This window comes from Butyrivibrio sp. FCS014 (assembly GCF_000526935.1).
Classification (GTDB): domain Bacteria; phylum Bacillota; class Clostridia; order Lachnospirales; family Lachnospiraceae; genus Butyrivibrio.
Genome location: NZ_JAHA01000008.1, coordinates 1 through 16,952 on the forward strand (window position 1 = coordinate 1; position 16,952 = coordinate 16,952).

The following is a 16,952-nucleotide window of genomic DNA, read 5'->3' on the forward strand; positions in this document are numbered from 1 at the left end:
TCACCGGAGTTGGCTACCTGTGGAAACCAGGCTGTTGTAATAGGTAATGAAGCTGTTCTTGGTGGTGGACGTTGGGGTTGAGCACATATGTCTCTTTTGTAAAAGCTTCTTTGATCTTAGTGGTTGTTGCGTTGTCTTCGCTTCCGTCTATTGTTCTGAAGGTGAAGAGAGTAGGCTCCTGGATCATCAGCGGGTTCACCTGGGAGTTCTTGATGGTGAAGCCTGTGGGGATCTCACCTGCCGGATACTTAACATTGCCCGCCCTCATCCTTACCTATGTTGTAGATAAGTCTGTCTGTGGGGTTGGCGCAAACAAAGAGGGTAAAATCGGAAAGCGGCGCCCTTTGTGGGATCCAGTGTTGCGGGATTACTCTCTTGCCATGGTCATGATGTCGTTGATGGCCTGTCATCATGTTGTGTACCATGTTGTCAAACTCGGCCTGAATATTCATGATGACTGACTGGGAAATCCTATCGCTGTAGTGCTGAGGATCCTCCATGATGTCATGGTAGGTTGCCTGGTGATCACCTCTTGCAAGGAGCGCACTGATTTAAGCTTGCCGATGTCGGTGTTGGTAACTGTTGACACAGGCTGTGACAGGTCAAAAAACATGCGCACCCTTGATAGAAAAACAACTTCTTTTGTTCCGTTGGGCTTGATCTCTGTAACTGCTGCGTATTCCCAGTAAGGTGTTGCATAACCGGCAGCTGTTCCGCCGTCATCTTCCGATAAAGTTGTATCTATTGCCATATGGTTGACATGATCGGAAGTTACAAATGATGATCCTTTCAAAAAGAACCAGCACATTTCCGAAAGTGTCTTCCTGATAATCTATTCTTCCGTATTCAGCCAGCTTATCAAGAAGGAGGTTTCTCTCATCTCGAAGGTCGTTGGCCTTTTCCTGTTTGCCGGACTCAATGTCAACAATGTCATGATTGAGCTGCTGTATTCTGTCGCCGTACTTGTTGATGTTATCCACCATATCCTTTTACCGTGGAATCAAGGTTCTCCTGGTAATCGGTAAGTCCGTCGTATACGCTCTTAGCTCTTGTCAAAAACTCGTTTGCTCTTTGTTACGAAGGAACTCTGTGTAACGGCTGAGCACGGATCTTTTGCCAGCTCCTGAACGGAAACCCAGAGGTTATTCATGGACTGGGCGAATTCCGATCCGTTAAGCTCCTGCAGCTGATCCTCAATCTCCTCAATGGCCTTCAGGGAAACATCATAAAAGGCACCTCTTCCGGTCTCTGTCCTGTAGGAGAGATCCAGGAAGGTGCTTCTTACCTGCTTACAATTATTGTAGTTAACGCCCGGTTCCTATCTGCTTAAGGGCGATGGTGTTGTATTTTTCTTTCTATGGTCTGATATGCCCTGGTTCCCTGGGAAACCTGCTGCCTTGTATAACCTGTGGTATCAAGGTTCGCCATGTTGTGGGCCGTGGTGTTCAGGGCGTTCTGGGAAACCGTCAGTCCTGAAGCTCCCACATATAAGTTGGCCATGAGTGACATGTTGATGGTTCCTCCTATATATAAAGTGCGCGATGCGGATTGCTCCGCTGCGCTCCCGCTAAAAATGGGTATAAAAAAAAGACACTACCGCGATTCTACGGTATTCACCCGGGTGGATTATCTACATGCATCCGTACCACTTTGAAAGTGGTACGTTACTGCTTTGCATCAAACCCGCCCGATGTGTAACCTAAACATTCGCCTGTAGTGCCTGCAGCTCTTGAGTAATTCGCCGTCTGTGGAGCCATTTTTAGCCGCCTGGATGATGTTCATTTCGAACTGAACCATCTCTAAGGAACTTTCCAGTAACTGCTGGTTCTGTCCGTTTACACGTCTGACATTGTCCGCAACGCCAACGAGCCTATCGCGTTGGAATGCCAGTTTCTTCTGATCCACAGGTCTTTTGTTCCAATATCTGGATCAGCTCGGTCAGTTTCAATGAATTAACATCCTTGTTAAGTACATTCGCAATATCCTTCATGGCTGTTTCGCGCTGTTTCTCAGCCCCTGGATACCGCCGATTATGCACTGCTCCTCATTCCGTGATTTTCTTGCAAGTGCCTCAAGGATCACCTTTTGATGATAATGGTTGTCTTTGCGGCTCGATAATCCCAGTAATTTCTCGTATTAATGTGCATTCCTGGTCAAGTATTCAACCAGGATTCTCGACTAAACTAGGCCACTGAGATCGATCCTCCTGTATTTAAATTGATGCTGCTTTAGAAAAGCTCGTCGTTTTTGCCAGTAATCTTTATCAGCAAAAGCCTCTCCACTCACATCATAAGCTACCATTTTTAATAGCAGCTTTTAACGATGCAACCTTATCTTCCCTGATGTCGGGTGCATTGTTCACAGCCTGTTTGGCAAACCTGGATATCTTTTCCAATCGAAGAGAACGATACTGTATCATGTTACATCCACCGGTTCTTCTTTGCTGCCTTGTGGTTTGCTTATTTTGCTGTTTGAGTAAATCTGCTGAACCTGACTGTATGCTTCTATTCGCATTATCTTTTTCCTCCTTCCCTGGAAGATTTTTGTTTTTCTACTACATTTATCGGTAGATGTCTTCATTACTTTAGCTTTTTCCGAAAAGTTTTCCCCAAAACCTTCGGGCCTTAAATAATGATCAAAAAAACTTTCAGGGCGTATATTAAAATGTTATCAGTTACGCTTGTTTCCTTACAATTCCGGGCTTTTTCATTCTGCCCATTCGTTCCGTCGTTAAATATATCGACCCTTTCTTGAAAAACTTTAGAGCATTTTTTATTTTTTTTTAAGATTTTGTGGCTTCGCGTTTTCGAGTCTTGGCTCTGAACATCCGGATTAAAATGTCAGAATATTTAGTCTTTTCATTTTGATGTCATGAGGAAAAAGAGCTGTGCCGATATATATTCTGACAGCTAGGGAAAGCATGGATCTTCATGGATGAGAAATCTTCATCATACGTGAAGGTTCATTTTTTTGTGCCATGGACCTTCGCAGAAAGATAAGGAGGTACCATGAAAATTGCACAAAGTAACGTAAATCTGCGGTCTCCAACCGGACCTACTATGAGGAGAAACACCGTGACCATCCAAAGCGAGTGGCTGACCGGGCGGTTCCCTTTATGGACAGTTCTGATAGACCAGGAAAAAAAGCTGGATTCTGTCGATATCACAGAAACCGGCCGGGGTGATCTGCCCCTTAGCAGTTGAAAGCTACCACGTCGCTGAAACCCTCAAAGTCCGATTACCTCTTCCTCCCGTGGAATCGCTTTGGGAGGAACAGATCGCCAATCTTCGGGCAACGCTCCTGGAGCGGATCCTGAGGCGCTTGCAGTTCCTTGACGGAAGGCAGGAGCAAACGAGGCTATCAGGCGGTACCCTGGGAAACCACACCGCTAATATGCTGAGTGCGGCTCCTTTGTCCGTACTACCACCGATAACTGCGGTCCACATTGGAGGAGAGTCCACCACCCTTTTCAGGAAGCGGCACTGCCCTCACTGAAGACGGGCGGGTCATTGACTTCGGGGTCAGTTCTCAATGTCCAGGCGCCTGTGCGAATATGGCCGGCATTAGCATGAGCTCTGCGGTTAACCTCATCGATCCCACTGGTGATCAATGTTGATTCAGGGGTGACCCACATCAGCGACCAGTCCTTCTACTTTGACCTGGACTGCGACGGCGTTGATGAGAAAGTCTCAAACCTTGGCGCCGGCAGCGGATTCCTTGCTTATGACCGAAACGGCGACGGCAGGATCGGGACGGATCGGAGCTCTTTGGAACAAAGAGCGGGCAACGGCTTCGAGGACCTTCGCGGTACGATGGCGACGGTAACGGCTGGATCGATGAAGCGACGAAATCACGATCAGCTCCGTGTCTGGCTCCGGGGCGAAGGACGGCCACCGATACACTGCTTAGCCTCAAGGAAGCCGACGTAGGCGCCATCTATCTTGCAGCGCCGAAAACGCAGTTTAGTCACTTCGGCGGATTGGCGGCGTTAATGCGCCTTGGCGGATTCGACGGAATCAGGTCTTGCGACGCAGGCGCAGGTGGTCTTATCGCGCAGGGGCTGCTGATTTCAGAGTCACCGGCGTGACCCGCTCCTCCGGCATCTTCCTGAAGAGAGCGGTGGCGTTGGCACCGTCCAGCAGGTAGACCTTGCCGCACTGTAAACCGATGTGTCATTATCTTCAACCATATGCTTATTTACACGGATTTCTTAATTAAAAAAACGCCCTATTTACAAAAGTGTTTCTATTGTACAAATGAGAATTGTTTTTTTCTGTGGTTGGAAGTGATTAGGCGCTGTATGCCGAGGATATGTGAATTGAGTCCTCTCCGACGCAAAGCATTCTACAAGCTGATTGAGTCGGTAAAATATCCCAAAAACTTGACGCTATATCGACAAATAGCCTGTTTGAGCACTTGATTATCCGTGATAGCGTTGTGTTTCGTGAATCTTTACATTATTTCGCAAATATCACCGACGCAAAACTCCATAACAGACAAATGCGTCGGAAGTGCCGTTGCCGGAAATCATCGAAATCTTGTAAGTCCTCAGCATATATCCAATTACGCAAATCTGAGAATCAGTCTATACCAGCCATAATTATCATCAACACAAAATGTAAAAGGAATTTAAAAACACTCCCCACCATTCAAGCCTTAATATCATGAGTGGTGGGGAGTGTTATGTCTTTTCCAAATAAAACTAATTATAAATTGCAACTAATATATTCCTGTTACTTCGTTACCGCATTGCTGACAAAAGGGAATTTAATCACCAGGTCCTTATCCATTTCCATCATCATTAAAAACGACTGGCAATTCCCGAAGGCTTATTTGTCCCGGCTCCCAGGCCTCGACAGTTTTGCATGACACGCCAAAGGTAACTGGCAAATATCTTCTGGACATTCCCGTAGTATTTCGTATGCGTTTTACATCATCAGCTGCATATGTCTTAATTGGTTCCACAAACTACTTTATGGCGCTTCAGAATAGGCTTTCGCTTACAGAATCCTCAATTGCTTCATTGAGTCCCGTCATTATACTTGCATAAACACTCTTCTTATTCATCCTCGTTTACCTCCCAGATTTCTCCAATGCTCAATCATCTTTTGATATCACGCCTTTCCTGCATAGAAAGATTATCTTTTTCATTCTTCCCATATACAGTTATCATAAATATAACCGTTTCTGCAATTAGAAAAATCAACATAGCATACTCGCGCACTTTTACTTTTTCCTCTGTTATTCATAGCTATCCGAGCTTTCCTAAGGCTACCGGTGCCTTTAATAACAGGATACTTTTCGGATCCTCATTATTCATTCTCTAAACCAGCGTAGATCCTCATCATCAAACCCAAGCCTGTCCCAATTATTTGAAAACTCATTGGTCTGTATAAATGTTCTTGTCATATTCCTCCTGGTATCATTATTGTAATGCCCCATTCAATAGGGTGGTGTCAATCTTTGGTTGGTGATTCCGCAAGTGGGATTGGCAGCGGTTGCTCCGATCGGAGCAGACTTAAACAGAATAACAGACAAATCTTAAGATTTTACCGTCAATAATTTCTTAAGATTTCTAAAGAATTATTGCACAAAAGCGGCAGCTGCGAGTATAAATCGCAGCTGCCGCTTTTATAGCTATTAACCTACCTGTTTAGTTTCACTAACCGGTCCCGTAGCCTTGTGGTTTCTGATAATACCCGTCGATCTCATTCAGGTCGCTGGCGGAAGATCTCCCGGATCGTGTTCTTCCACACTGGATGTGGCATTGCGTATTCCAGAGCTCTCAACATCATTTGTATTTAAGAAGTCCGTATAAACGCGGAAACATAGGCATCCCCGGAGCCAATCCTGTCGATGACATCGATGTCTTTGTAGGGCTCCTCAGTGAAAAGCTTATCCTGCGCGGCATCGTAGATGGGTTGACGTAAAGTTGTGCTTCCTGGGACTTATGACCTCACGCTGAGTCGTGCAAACCACCTTGATGGGATACTCGGTGGTGTAGCCTCTTCATGATGTCCGCCAGAGTTTCCTCCTTCTGCATCATGCGCCTCGAAGTCTCCTCAGACACAAAGAGAACGTCCACGTACGGCAGAATTTTCTTTATGGCTGCCCTGGCCTCTTCTTCGCTCCAGAGTTCGCCCTGTAGTTGCAGTCAAAGAAACAGTGGCTCCCCCCTCCTTGAACCGTCTTATCATCTCAGTGGTCACTTCGCAGGTGTTCCTGTTAAGGGCCAGGGTTATTCCGCTGGTGTGGAACATCCTCGTGGAAGTGAACATGCTCTGTGGCAGTTCATCCAGGGAGATCCTGGTGATGGATGAGTTTTTTCTGTCATAGACAATTGAAGGCTTTCTTGGTGCCGCACCGTTTTCATAATAGTAGATGCCAAGCCTTGCATCATCGGAATCATCATATATAAGGTAGTCGTCGGATACTCCCTCGAACCTGATCCTGTTCTTGATGAAAGTCCCCAGAGCGTTCCGGGGAATCCTTGAGATCACGCCGGTTCTCAGTCCCAGAAGTGCAACGCCCGAAGCAACATTAAACTCGGAGCCGCCGGCTCTTTTGTCAAAAATATCTCCTCTGGTCATGCGCTCATAATTGGGCGGAGAAAGTCTGAGCATGATCTCTCCAAAGGTCAGCAGATCGAATTTACTCTCACACATGGCAGGTCCCCCTTTATTCCGGTGAAAAAATACTGTGGCTTCCATCGACACATTGTCGAAAGTCTTTTGTACTCTCATCTTATAATATAGGATATTCATGTGTAAGAGCTTACATTTGCTTCATTGTGGAATATCTTGAACACACTCATTCAGTTTACCCAGGGTCTTTCTATCAGGTTTTGCTTTCCTGAAAGTTTCCAGATACTTTTTAATGATCGCTATGAACGGTCTTGGCATCATATTTTCCGGTCTTGTGCAATCGAGTAGGCTGACTCCTACTCGATTCTGCACACAGACATTCCGCACTTCGTGCTCCATGTCCTTACGACCGGCAAATGAATTTGTATGCAAGCATCCATTCGCTTGCCGGTCTTGTGCAACAAAAAACAGGCGCGACCGAGTGGCCACGCCTGTCTGATATACGTTTGAGCAATTATATTATTTGAAAGATCAAAGACCGATTCTGCCCTGTACCTTGTCGTTCACAACATAGTATGCAGCGTCTTCCTCAGGCTTTACATAGATGCTGAGCTTTGTGATCTCATCTACGTTTCCACCCATCTCATACTGGTAGTTGTTCTTAGCGTTCTGAACAAGCTCGTCATAAGAGATGTGCTTGTATGAATACTGAAGCTCGATGTTAGCTGTAACTGCTGCTTCCTTGGGAGCTGCTGCCTTCTTAGCAGGTGCTGCCTTCTTAGCGGGAGCTTTCTTAGCTGCTGTAGCCTTCTTAGCTGCAGGCTTCTTAGCCTCTGCCTTTTTAACTTCTTCCTTTTTAACTTCTTCCTTCTTAGGCTCTGCCTTCTTAGCGGGAGCTGCCTTCTTAGCAGGTGCTGCCTTCTTGGCGGGAGCTTTCTTAGCTGCTGTAGCCTTCTTAGCCTCTGCCTTAACCTCAGCCTTCTTCTCTTCTGCCTTTACTACGGGTGCTGCAGCCTTAGCTTCTGCAGCAACGGGGGTCTTAATAGTTGCAACAGGCTTAGCTACCTCTGTCTTTTTAATCTCAGCCATTTCTTGTTTTCCTCCTCAAAATCACATTGGATTTATGTAACTCGTTAAAACAATAAAGTGATTACGGAATAGAGTTTACACTCATTAACTTCCCTTGTCAACGCATTCTCTGAGCCGAGACGGCGTAAATTTACTGTAGGATTCGAAAGGGTAGATTGCCCCTGTGATCAGTTCAGATGTTCAAACCTTACTCATTATAGCGCCTGGTTGGAGGACAGTTCAAGGCTGTCATTCTAATCCTTGGTCTGTAGTCAAGCAGATCAAGGATAGGTGTGCGCTCTGGCGCACTTTATTCAAAGGCAGAGGCGTCAGCCTCTGGCTTCCTTTTAGAACAGTTTCCAGATGTAGTTATGCATTCCGATGCTCATCCACTTCTTCAGCTCTGAACTAAGCTCTACCTGTATGCTATCGACATACTTTCCCCACGCCGGATGGGAATACTGTTTTTCTCTTACATGCGCTACTACAGTCTCTACTTCTTCTGCCCCAGCAGCCTTAGGCATTACTGTCTTCTGGTAACGCACAAGTTCCAGCATATCCCTTTTGTTCCATGTATAGGCACTGAGTCTTGCCATCTTATCAGCGCCTTTTCGACTCCAGCCCATTGGAGTCATGCTCATTCTTTTTGACAGGACATGACTGACATGACCTTCAGTACTACATCCAGGAATCCTCCTGTATCTAAGCCTTGTCTTGGCTGCAGACCAGTTATCAAGTATATAATCAGCGCCTTCTTGCACACGTTTCATTTCCTTGTCGTTTGAGGCATGATATTCAAGCATATCTACCACAGACAGGAAATCTTCCTTACTTCCATCCTTGATCATTTCACAGAGAAGCTTTCTGGCATCATCAGCACTATCCATCAAATGGTTTGTCATCTTTATCAGGTATTTTTTGAGGTGGAACTCGTCCATCACATATGTGATGCCACTTATCCTTTTTCCCCCAGCCTTAATCCAGGCTCCACCATCTGCTCCTAGGTATATCCTCTTTATGCTGCTTATGTCATAGTTGTTGTCAATATATGTGTAGACTTCATCCCAGAGTTCACTGTTTGCTTTGCCTTCATAAGAACCACAGAAGAAATGGGCATTAACAAGGTGATGTCTTGTACTCTTGGGAGCATCCTTTTCAATGCCCTCATGAACATAGATAAGCTTGTTTATCATTCCATTGAGTTTTCTTCCATACTGGTTGACCTGGAGATCCCCCTTTTCCTTCTGGAACTGAAGCGACACATGATCTTCATCAGCCTCTATATACAGATACTCAACCTTGCGTTTTCTGCCTCTTCTTTTCTGTTCCTTGGGGAACTCGAGAGCATGTATCTTATCCTTTACAGTCTCTTTGCTGACCTCATCAAGGATGCTTGCTGCTTGTCCACCTTTACGATAAGAGGTCTGAACGCTCTCTGATAAGAGCTGTGCTATGGCATCTTCTGACATCCTTTCATGAGGGTCAAATGAAAGCATGTCATCCCAGTAGATATCTGCGTTCTCCAGTCACCTTGTTCTTAAACAGTGTCTTGGAAAACATAACCTTTCCAATTGAGGTGATAAGAGACTTCTCGTCAGTCCTTACCACTTCCCATCTTTCCTTTCTCACAGGACTGTCTTTTAATATCTGGTTGCAGGTTGTAAGGGTTTCAGAAAATGTAATCCAACGCCATCTGAAGCGCTTCATTCCTGACCTTGTATATGAAACCTGCAAAGTCTCTCGGATCCTCTGAAAAATCTTTTGATGCCTTCTGAAGATTTGGTACTCCATTCTCAATAAAATGCTGTATACTATTTAACACAAGGGGACTCCTCCGTTTGGTTATTTTGGCTTGGACACCGTAAATAACTATATCACGAAGGAAATCCCCTTTTTCAATTAATCCTACAAAAACTTTACGCTAGCCTGAGCCGATATCAAAATTAATCCAAGCTCCATGCGGTATAAAAAGGTTATCAGTGTCAGCGAGAACAGTATTCCTGCGAAAATATCGGTCAGCCAATGCACACCGGCAAACAATCTGGCGGCTACGCCGACTACTATCACTGCAAATGCAGCAATCTTCAGCACTTTGAAGACTGTGGGATTCTTGATGAGTCTTTTCCATGCAGGGATTGCACTGCCCAGGACGCTGCAGATTATAAGTGTATGAGTTGAAGGATAGGATGTTTCAAGCTCTGTTTCTCCGGGCTGAAGCACGGGTCTGTAGTTGATGGGAATCTTGCCGAAGACAACATAGATGACTGCCACTACGACATAAAGAATTCCCAGGCCGATGATGACCTTTCCAACCTTGCTAAGGCTCTTTTCCCTGATGAGCTTGTAGATGCCCAGTATTGCAAAAGATGCCACTACTGCAAAAGCAACCACCATTGCCACATCGGAGATGGTGTCGAAAAGGCTGTTGTAGCCGAACCTTCCGGCGAAAGCGCCGTTGAGGCTTGCAAAGCCAACTACTGTATTGTCGGGGCCGATGGCCTGGCGGTCAACGACTGTGGCCAGCACTGAGAAAATTACGGTTATCGCAAGAAGTGCCAATGGCCTGATGTAATTTTTGATTTTTGTTTCCATTTCTTTTCCCTCTATATTTATATGATTTTCTTTGTATATGAATTTAGGATTGCTGGTAGGAGCTTGCAATCCTATGTGTTTGCCCTGCGTATACGGTCTTGGCCTCTGTTTATCTACAGCGAAATTGTTACCTGCCGTATACTTCGCTCACGAATTTGCGGAGCTGAACCATGGCACGCTCCACTTTTTCCGTATCGATGCAGTAAGCCATGCGGAAGAAGCCGGGGGCTCCGAATCCATCGGTGGGCACGAAAATCAGGTCGTAGTCCTTGGCTTTTTTACAGAACTCGATGGAGCTCTCTTCGAGAGCCTTGGGCATGATGTAGAAGGTTCCGCCGGGCCTGACCACAGTGAAACCAAGGTCGATCAGGGTATCGTAAATGATGTTCATGTTGGTCTCGTATACTGACAAGTCTGCGGTCTCATTGCAAACTGCAGCCACTGCCTGCTGAATGATGGACGGCGGGCAGTTGTGGCCGGTGCCTCTGGAAATCTGGCCGCACATGGGAACTATGACATCAGCGCCCTCGCAGGCGGGATTTACAGCGACGTAGCCGATTCTTTCTCCGGGAAGTGACAGGGACTTGGAGAAGGAATAGCAGCTCAAGGTGTTGTCGTAAAACTTGGAAACGTAGGGTGCGTCTGCGCCTTTGAATACAATCTCTCTGTAGGGCTCGTCGGAAAGCAGGAAAATGGCATGTCCGTAATCCTGAGATTTGTCAGTTAGGATCGCTGCCAGCTTTTTTGAGGGTCTCCGTTGAATATGCAACGCCTGACGGGTTGTTTGGAGTATTGATAAGAACCGCCATGACATTGGGATTCAGCATCTCCAGGAACTTGTCGAAGTTGATCTGGAAAGTCTCTGTATCAGCAGGAACCACGGAAAGCTTAAGGCCTGCGCCTGTAATGTACGGGCCGTACTCAGGGAAGTAGGGCGCAAATGTAAGCACCTCATCTCCGGGCTTTGTCACCGCGCGAACTGCGTGGGAGATGGCGCCGGCCGCTCCTGTTGTGGGGAAGATATGCTCCGGTCCGTAGTTCATGTCAAAACGTCTATTCAGAGACTCTGCTATCTTTTCCTTATATAATGGGTTGCCAAGGCTGGGGGTGTATCCATGAAGTGTCATGGTGTCCTCTTCCTGAAGCAGTCTTATCATCTCATCCGTAAAGGACTTTGGCACTTCAACACTGGGATTTCCGAGGCTGAAGTCAAAGACGTTTTCATATCCTATTTCCTTGCCGCGGGCTGTAGCATATTCAGACAGTTCGCGGATCACGGATTTTGCGCCAAGCATGTTCTTATAGGTTTCGTTAATCATTGTGCTCCTCCGGATTATTTATAGTATAGGCTGCGGATCGCAGGTGTGGCAGTAAGTTACCGCCCCGGCAGTTGTCTCCGGGTGGCCGGTGCTGTGTCTTCCTGTGATGCGCAGGCTTAGTCATGTATCTGTATGATTATAGCACAATGTTTAACAGTTTACATCATTAAAGTGGCATGTGAATCGGGGAGTGGTTAGATGAATGGCGACGCGGGATGATTATGAATTGTCTGCTTTGATATATTCTATTTTAATAGGTGCTCTTCTATTGTGTTTTTGTATGATGAGAAATCAAAATGATGGTCTTCGTCTTCGAAGGTCATGATGAGTTTTTTCCCTTGGATGATACCTGCGGACTCATATTGCCTAAGCTTCCAGAAGAAATCCCTGTCCCGGTATTCAGGATCCCCCATCCGGCCGAAGTGCTCATAATAAATGACCTTTCTGCGTTTGACATTCAGGCAGGTGAAATCCGGGTAGATAGTGATGTTGTTGGGAAGCGTGAGTGGTGCTTCGTACTTGTATGGAATACCCAGAATCTTAAGATTGTCTGCGATAATGACCTCTGATTTTGAGCGAACCTTCTCTCCATTGGCTGTGGTCTGATCCTTGTTCTCTGGGTGCTTGAGATTTGGCTCATAAGGAATGGCGAGCCACTTTTGGACGAATTCTTCGTCGCTCATTATGTAAGGCGTTGTCAGCTGCTGCCTGATCTCGTTTTTGAGCTTCGAAGACCGCTTGGGATGAGTTGATTTCATATTCCTTTATCAGCTCGCTGATCATGTCCAGTTTTGGCGCGATCGTCTTTATGAATTTGCCGGCATAGGCCTTCTGCGCCAGGGCTTTGGCTATTGATAGCTTGTCTTTGGGAATGTAGATGCCGGAGCGATCCTGTGTATTTTCTCTATGGCGAAATCTTACTCTTCCATCCGTGTGAGTAATCCTAAGGCTTCCTTGCGGAGCCTGTTCCATGTCCTTCTTCGCGGACATTAGAAGAGACTCTAAGCGAAGTTGCTCCTTACGTAAATCTTCTAATATCATATATAGCTCCTAAAATGTGATAATGCGCTTTGAACGCCTAGAACCGGCGCGCATTTTCTAAGAATATCTTAGACATTTGGTTATTATAATTGACATACTGGTAGAGTGTCAATCATTTATATTGCTTTAAGTATATGATGTGTGCCGAATACTGATTATAGGATGTTTTGTGGCATAGCCGAATTCAACACAGATTTAACTTAATGTGCCCAACTATCTAATTACAGCAAACTTAAGCACAGTTTTCTTGAAATGAGTATGCCTAATTCACCTATTATTCCCATATTTCGGCACAGCTTTTCTTAATAGTATTCCGCATATCGAGAGGTATACATGTGCCTATACCACTTAGGGCTTGAACACTCGGCACACGTTTGCACATACATGGTAGTTTTTCCTGTGCCCATCCCTGCACATTATAAAACATTAGGCACATGATTTATCCAACTCATGTGCCTAAAACAAACAATAATATAGAATTGAGCACAAATATTAGCGCCCAAACCGCCGCATAAGCAGCTACACAAACCGCCGCATAGGCAGCTACACAAGCAGCCAATCAAAACCGCCCGCACAAAACAGCACAAAACGCAAGTACCGCACTCAGCACTCGCCAATCCCTCACGCCCTCAGGCTCGCCAGTTTCTCCACAATGCTCTCGGCGTCCGCAAGGAGCTGCTGCTCGGCCTTGCGTGGATTAGTGTCCTTCTTGTACTTGTAGACAAAGGCAGGTATGCCGGCCTGATGGAAGGCCATGGCGCCCTTATAGGATGCGATCAGGCCGGGAATCTTTCCGGCGTCAATCTTTGCGGAAGGATTGATCTTGATTTCAATCTCCCCGGCGCCGCCGCTGCCAACACCGCCGGCAGACTCGTTTCCGGCACTTCCGACACTGCTGCTAATGCCGCCGCTTACGCTGCCTGCGGTACTTCCGCCATTGATCTCCATAATATACAGATCATGGGCCTTAGTACGTAGCAACGAAATCCTAAGCAGGTTCTCCACGGGCTCCGGCACCTCACCGAACCGGTCAATGAGCTCATCCCGCATGTCGTCGCACTCCTGGGAATTCTCAAGGCTGGCGATCCTCTTATAAATCTCCAGCTTCTGCTCTTCGTTCAAAATATATTCCGCAGGGATATAAGCATCCACATCAAGGTCAATGCTGGTGTTTATTGCATCAAGCACAACATCGCCCTCGTCGCCTTTCCTGATCTTGACCGCTTCGCCCAGCATCTTGCAGTACATATCATATCCAACTGCGGCCATATGTCCGCTCTGCTTTTTGCCCAGAAGGCTACCGGCGCCGCGGATCTCCAGGTCACGCATGGCGATCTTAAAGCCGCTTCCAAGGTCAGTGAATTCCTTGATCGCTGCAAGTCTCTTCTCCGCAACCTCCTTGAGCATCTTATCTCTCTTATACATAAGGAAGGCATAGGCCGTTTTATTGGATCTTCCGACACGTCCCCTGAGCTGATACAGCTGAGAAAGTCCCATCTTATCCGAATCGTGAATTATCATGGTATTAACATTCGGAATATCAAGCCCTGTCTCAATGATAGTCGTGGACACCAGCACATCAATAGTCCCGTCGATAAAGTCGTACATGATGCGCTCAAGCTCAGCTTCCTTCATCTGTCCATGGGCAAAAGCCACATTGGCCTCAGGCACCAGCTTCTGAATAGCCGCCGCCGTATCTGCAATGGTATTGACCCTGTTGTAAACATAGTAAACCTGGCCCCCCCTCGACAACTCACGAACAATCGCCTCGCGCACCAGCTCGTCATTGTACTCCATTACATAGGTCTGGATGGGAAGCCTGTCGTTAGGCGCTTCCTCCAGAACGCTCATATCCCTGATTCCCACAAGGGACATGTGCAAAGTCCTGGGAATAGGTGTCGCCGTCAAAGTAAGAACGTCTATGTTCTCCTTCATGGCCTTTATTTTTTCCTTGTGAGTAACACCAAAGCGCTGCTCCTCGTCCACGATCAAAAGCCCAAGGTCCTTATAGGTCACATCCTTGGACAAAAGACGATGCGTCCCGATGACAATATCCACAAGGCCCTTCTTAAGATCCGCCACCGTCTTCTTCTGCTCGGAGGCAGTCCTGAAGCGGGACATCAGATCCACTCGAACAGGGAAGGCCCTCATTCTCTCGGTAAATGTATTGTAATGCTGCTGCGCCAGAATGGTCGTAGGCACCAAAAGAGCTACCTGCTTACCGTCCTGTACCGCCTTAAAGGCCGCACGTATGGCAACCTCAGTCTTTCCAAATCCCACGTCACCGCAGATTAGTCTGTCCATTATGCCCGAGGACTCCATGTCATGCTTGGTATCCTCAATGGCCTGAAGCTGGTCCTCAGTCTCCTGATAAGGGAAAGCATCCTCAAACTCCTGCTGCCACACTGTATCCTTACCAAACGGGAAACCTTGAGCCTGCTGCCTCTTTGCATAGAGCTCCACCAGATCCTGGGCCACTTCCTCTACCGCAGCCTTGACCTTACTCTTGGTATGGTGCCACTCTGCTGTGCCAAGTTTATTGAGCTTTGGCTTATGCCCGTTCTCATCATCGCCGCCTGAGGCGTACTTCTGAATGACCGACAGCCCCGTAGCCAGCACGTAAAGGTTTCCGCCTCCGCCATACTCAACCTTGATGTAATCCTTCACCACGTGATCAGTCTCAATCTTCTCAATACCGCGGTAGATCCCAAGTCCGTGATCCTCATGCACCACGTAGTCTCCAACCTTTAGGTCCGCGAAATCAGAGATCTTCTCACCCTGGTACTTGCTCTTTTTCTTCTTTTTCTTGCGGGCATGCTCGGTAAAGATGTCGCTCTCTGCGATCACCGCAAACTTCACATCCGGGTACTCAAAGCCCTTGAGTATCCGTCCATAATATGTCATTATCTCGCCGGCGGAAAGCACCCTTCCGGGGTCCTCGCTGTAAAACGCCGTTACCAGATTGTCCCTAAGGTCCTCGACAATTCTTTTTGCCCTGGTCCTGGAACCGGAAAGAATCAGCACCCTGTAGCCCTTGGCTTTGTAATCCTTAAGGTCCTTCACCAGCGTATCGAAGCTGTTATTATAGGGCGCGATGCTTCTTGCCTTAATGTCCCAGCTCTTTTTCGGGGAAAAGAGATTTTGGCTCTTTGGCATGGCCAGTGCAGAAACCAGCACTCGTCTGCCGTTACTCATTCTGGCAATACAGTTATCTATCGAATAGAGAAGATCCATCTGTCCGGGCAGAACGTATCCCTTCTCCGCCCTGTGGGTCATGCTCTCCCTGAATTCCGTCTCCACCGCTATGGCATGTTCCTGCACGCGCTGCGGCTCGTCGATAAAAATGCAGGTCCGCCCCTTGGGAAACATCTCCTGAATTGTTACCGTATCTTCATAGAAATATCTAATGTAACTCTCCAGATTCACCGCCATGTTCAGCTCTATAAGCTGTTCTTTAAGTTCTGCGGTCTGAGTCTTGAGCTGATGAGCTTCCTTAGTCTTGAACTCGGCGCGAAGCGCATTTACGCAGCGCTCCGAATCCTCCTCGATCTTCTCCATTCCCTTCTCGAGACGGTCCCTTTCCAGGATTATCTCCGATGCAGGATAAATGTCGATGGATTCCAGCTTTTCCAGGGATCTCTGAGAAAGAATATCGAAGCTTCTGATGGATTGTATCTCATCTCCCCACAGCTCAATCCTGAAGGGGTTCTCCTCAGTAAGGTCAAAAACATCTACGATGTCGCCACGGACGGAGAACTCGCCCGGAGCCTCGACCTGATAATTCTTGGTATAGCCCATGGTAATCAGCTTTTTGCTGATCTCAATCTCGTCGATGGGCTTGTGCTTATCAATAGTAAGGATGTGCTCCTTAATAACCTCAGGTTTGATCTGAGGTGCCATCAGTGCTGAAAAAGTGGTAACAACCGTGACAGGCCTGCCCTCGATGAGACGCCTCATACAGCGGATACGCTGACGGACTATCTCATTGCTGTGGACATCTGCCTGGTAAAAGATAAGGTCTTTTGCCGGATAGACTGTGACATTCCGGTCATAAAACTTGTAATCCTCATAGATCTCTTTTGCCCGAAGATCCGAGTAGGTAACGATAATTCTGTATTTGAAATCAGCCCCCAGGCTGCTGATAAAGTGCAGCTTCTGGGAGTCCACGCACCCGGTGACCTCCGCGCAGGCAAAGGGTTTCTCCAGGTATTTATTTATCTCTTGAAATTCCTGTAATTCAGATAGGGGGGTCGTAATCGCTCTCATCAGTTCCCGTCCGTTTAATACAAGCAAACCGCTCCGAGCGGCTTATACAATCATGTCATTTCCCGCTGCCAAATCTGCCGGC

At 46.9% G+C, this 16,952-nt stretch carries 16 protein-coding genes; all 16 read right to left on the bottom strand.

Going from position 1 to position 16,952, the window contains the following annotated elements:
* Positions 1-13 precede the first annotated feature (13 nt).
* A complete protein-coding gene (locus tag T456_RS0108905) occupies positions 14-268 on the bottom strand; it encodes a hypothetical protein (RefSeq protein WP_024865840.1) in 255 nt (84 codons plus the stop codon).
* Between the two features lie 180 nt (positions 269-448).
* Positions 449-751, bottom strand: coding sequence for a hypothetical protein (locus T456_RS21260; protein ID WP_024865841.1), 303 nt, complete (start codon positions 749-751; stop codon positions 449-451).
* Positions 720-983, bottom strand: a complete 264-nt coding sequence (locus T456_RS21265; RefSeq protein WP_024865842.1) for a FlgK family flagellar hook-associated protein — start codon at positions 981-983, stop codon at positions 720-722. The genes T456_RS21260 and T456_RS21265 overlap by 32 nt, the downstream gene beginning before the upstream one ends.
* A 343-nt stretch (positions 984-1,326) precedes the next feature.
* Positions 1,327-1,509, bottom strand: a complete 183-nt coding sequence (locus tag T456_RS21270; protein ID WP_024865843.1) for a flagellar basal body protein — start codon at positions 1,507-1,509, stop codon at positions 1,327-1,329.
* A 778-nt stretch (positions 1,510-2,287) separates the two neighbouring features.
* Positions 2,288-2,419: a flagellar biosynthesis anti-sigma factor FlgM gene (locus T456_RS24305; protein ID WP_081749044.1), complete on the bottom strand. Its 132-nt coding sequence runs from the start codon at positions 2,417-2,419 to the stop codon at positions 2,288-2,290.
* Between the two features lie 3,643 nt (positions 2,420-6,062).
* Positions 6,063-6,665 carry a PfkB family carbohydrate kinase gene (locus T456_RS23060; RefSeq protein WP_242835902.1) on the bottom strand — a complete coding sequence of 201 codons (603 nt, stop codon included), beginning with the start codon at positions 6,663-6,665 and terminating at the stop codon, positions 6,063-6,065.
* Between the two features lie 450 nt (positions 6,666-7,115).
* Complete coding sequence (locus T456_RS0108975; RefSeq protein ID WP_024865845.1) at positions 7,116-7,673, bottom strand: DUF6465 family protein; 558 nt, start codon at positions 7,671-7,673, stop codon at positions 7,116-7,118.
* A 326-nt stretch (positions 7,674-7,999) separates the two neighbouring features.
* Positions 8,000-9,148 carry an ISLre2 family transposase gene (locus T456_RS19655; RefSeq protein WP_051465006.1) on the bottom strand — a complete coding sequence of 383 codons (1,149 nt, stop codon included), beginning with the start codon at positions 9,146-9,148 and terminating at the stop codon, positions 8,000-8,002.
* 1 nt (position 9,149) lies between these two features.
* Positions 9,150-9,281 carry a UPF0236 family protein gene (locus T456_RS23065; RefSeq protein ID WP_242835904.1) on the bottom strand — a complete coding sequence of 44 codons (132 nt, stop codon included), beginning with the start codon at positions 9,279-9,281 and terminating at the stop codon, positions 9,150-9,152.
* A 40-nt stretch (positions 9,282-9,321) separates the two neighbouring features.
* Positions 9,322-9,474 (bottom strand): hypothetical protein, encoded by a 153-nt coding sequence (locus tag T456_RS22430; RefSeq protein ID WP_155838058.1) that lies wholly within the window; start codon positions 9,472-9,474, stop codon positions 9,322-9,324.
* Positions 9,475-9,557: 83 nt separating this feature from the next.
* Positions 9,558-10,244 carry a phosphatase PAP2 family protein gene (locus T456_RS0108985; protein ID WP_024865846.1) on the bottom strand — a complete coding sequence of 229 codons (687 nt, stop codon included), beginning with the start codon at positions 10,242-10,244 and terminating at the stop codon, positions 9,558-9,560.
* Between the two features lie 127 nt (positions 10,245-10,371).
* Entirely contained in the window at positions 10,372-11,013 is a 642-nt protein-coding gene (locus T456_RS24310) for an aminotransferase class I/II-fold pyridoxal phosphate-dependent enzyme (RefSeq protein ID WP_330369716.1), read from the bottom strand.
* Positions 10,964-11,563, bottom strand: a complete 600-nt coding sequence (locus tag T456_RS24315) for an aminotransferase class I/II-fold pyridoxal phosphate-dependent enzyme (protein WP_330369717.1) — start codon at positions 11,561-11,563, stop codon at positions 10,964-10,966. Before T456_RS24315 ends, T456_RS24310 begins: the two co-directional genes overlap by 50 nt.
* Before the next feature lie 245 nt (positions 11,564-11,808).
* On the bottom strand, positions 11,809-12,246 hold the full coding sequence (locus T456_RS22435; protein ID WP_155838059.1) for a hypothetical protein: 438 nt from the start codon (positions 12,244-12,246) through the stop codon (positions 11,809-11,811).
* Positions 12,200-12,604: a hypothetical protein gene (locus T456_RS0109000; RefSeq protein WP_024865848.1), complete on the bottom strand. Its 405-nt coding sequence runs from the start codon at positions 12,602-12,604 to the stop codon at positions 12,200-12,202. Before T456_RS0109000 ends, T456_RS22435 begins: the two co-directional genes overlap by 47 nt.
* Positions 12,605-13,225: 621 nt before the next feature.
* Positions 13,226-16,870, bottom strand: coding sequence for a transcription-repair coupling factor (gene mfd / locus T456_RS0109005; protein ID WP_024865849.1), 3,645 nt, complete (start codon positions 16,868-16,870; stop codon positions 13,226-13,228).
* Between the last annotated feature and the right edge of the window lie 82 nt (positions 16,871-16,952).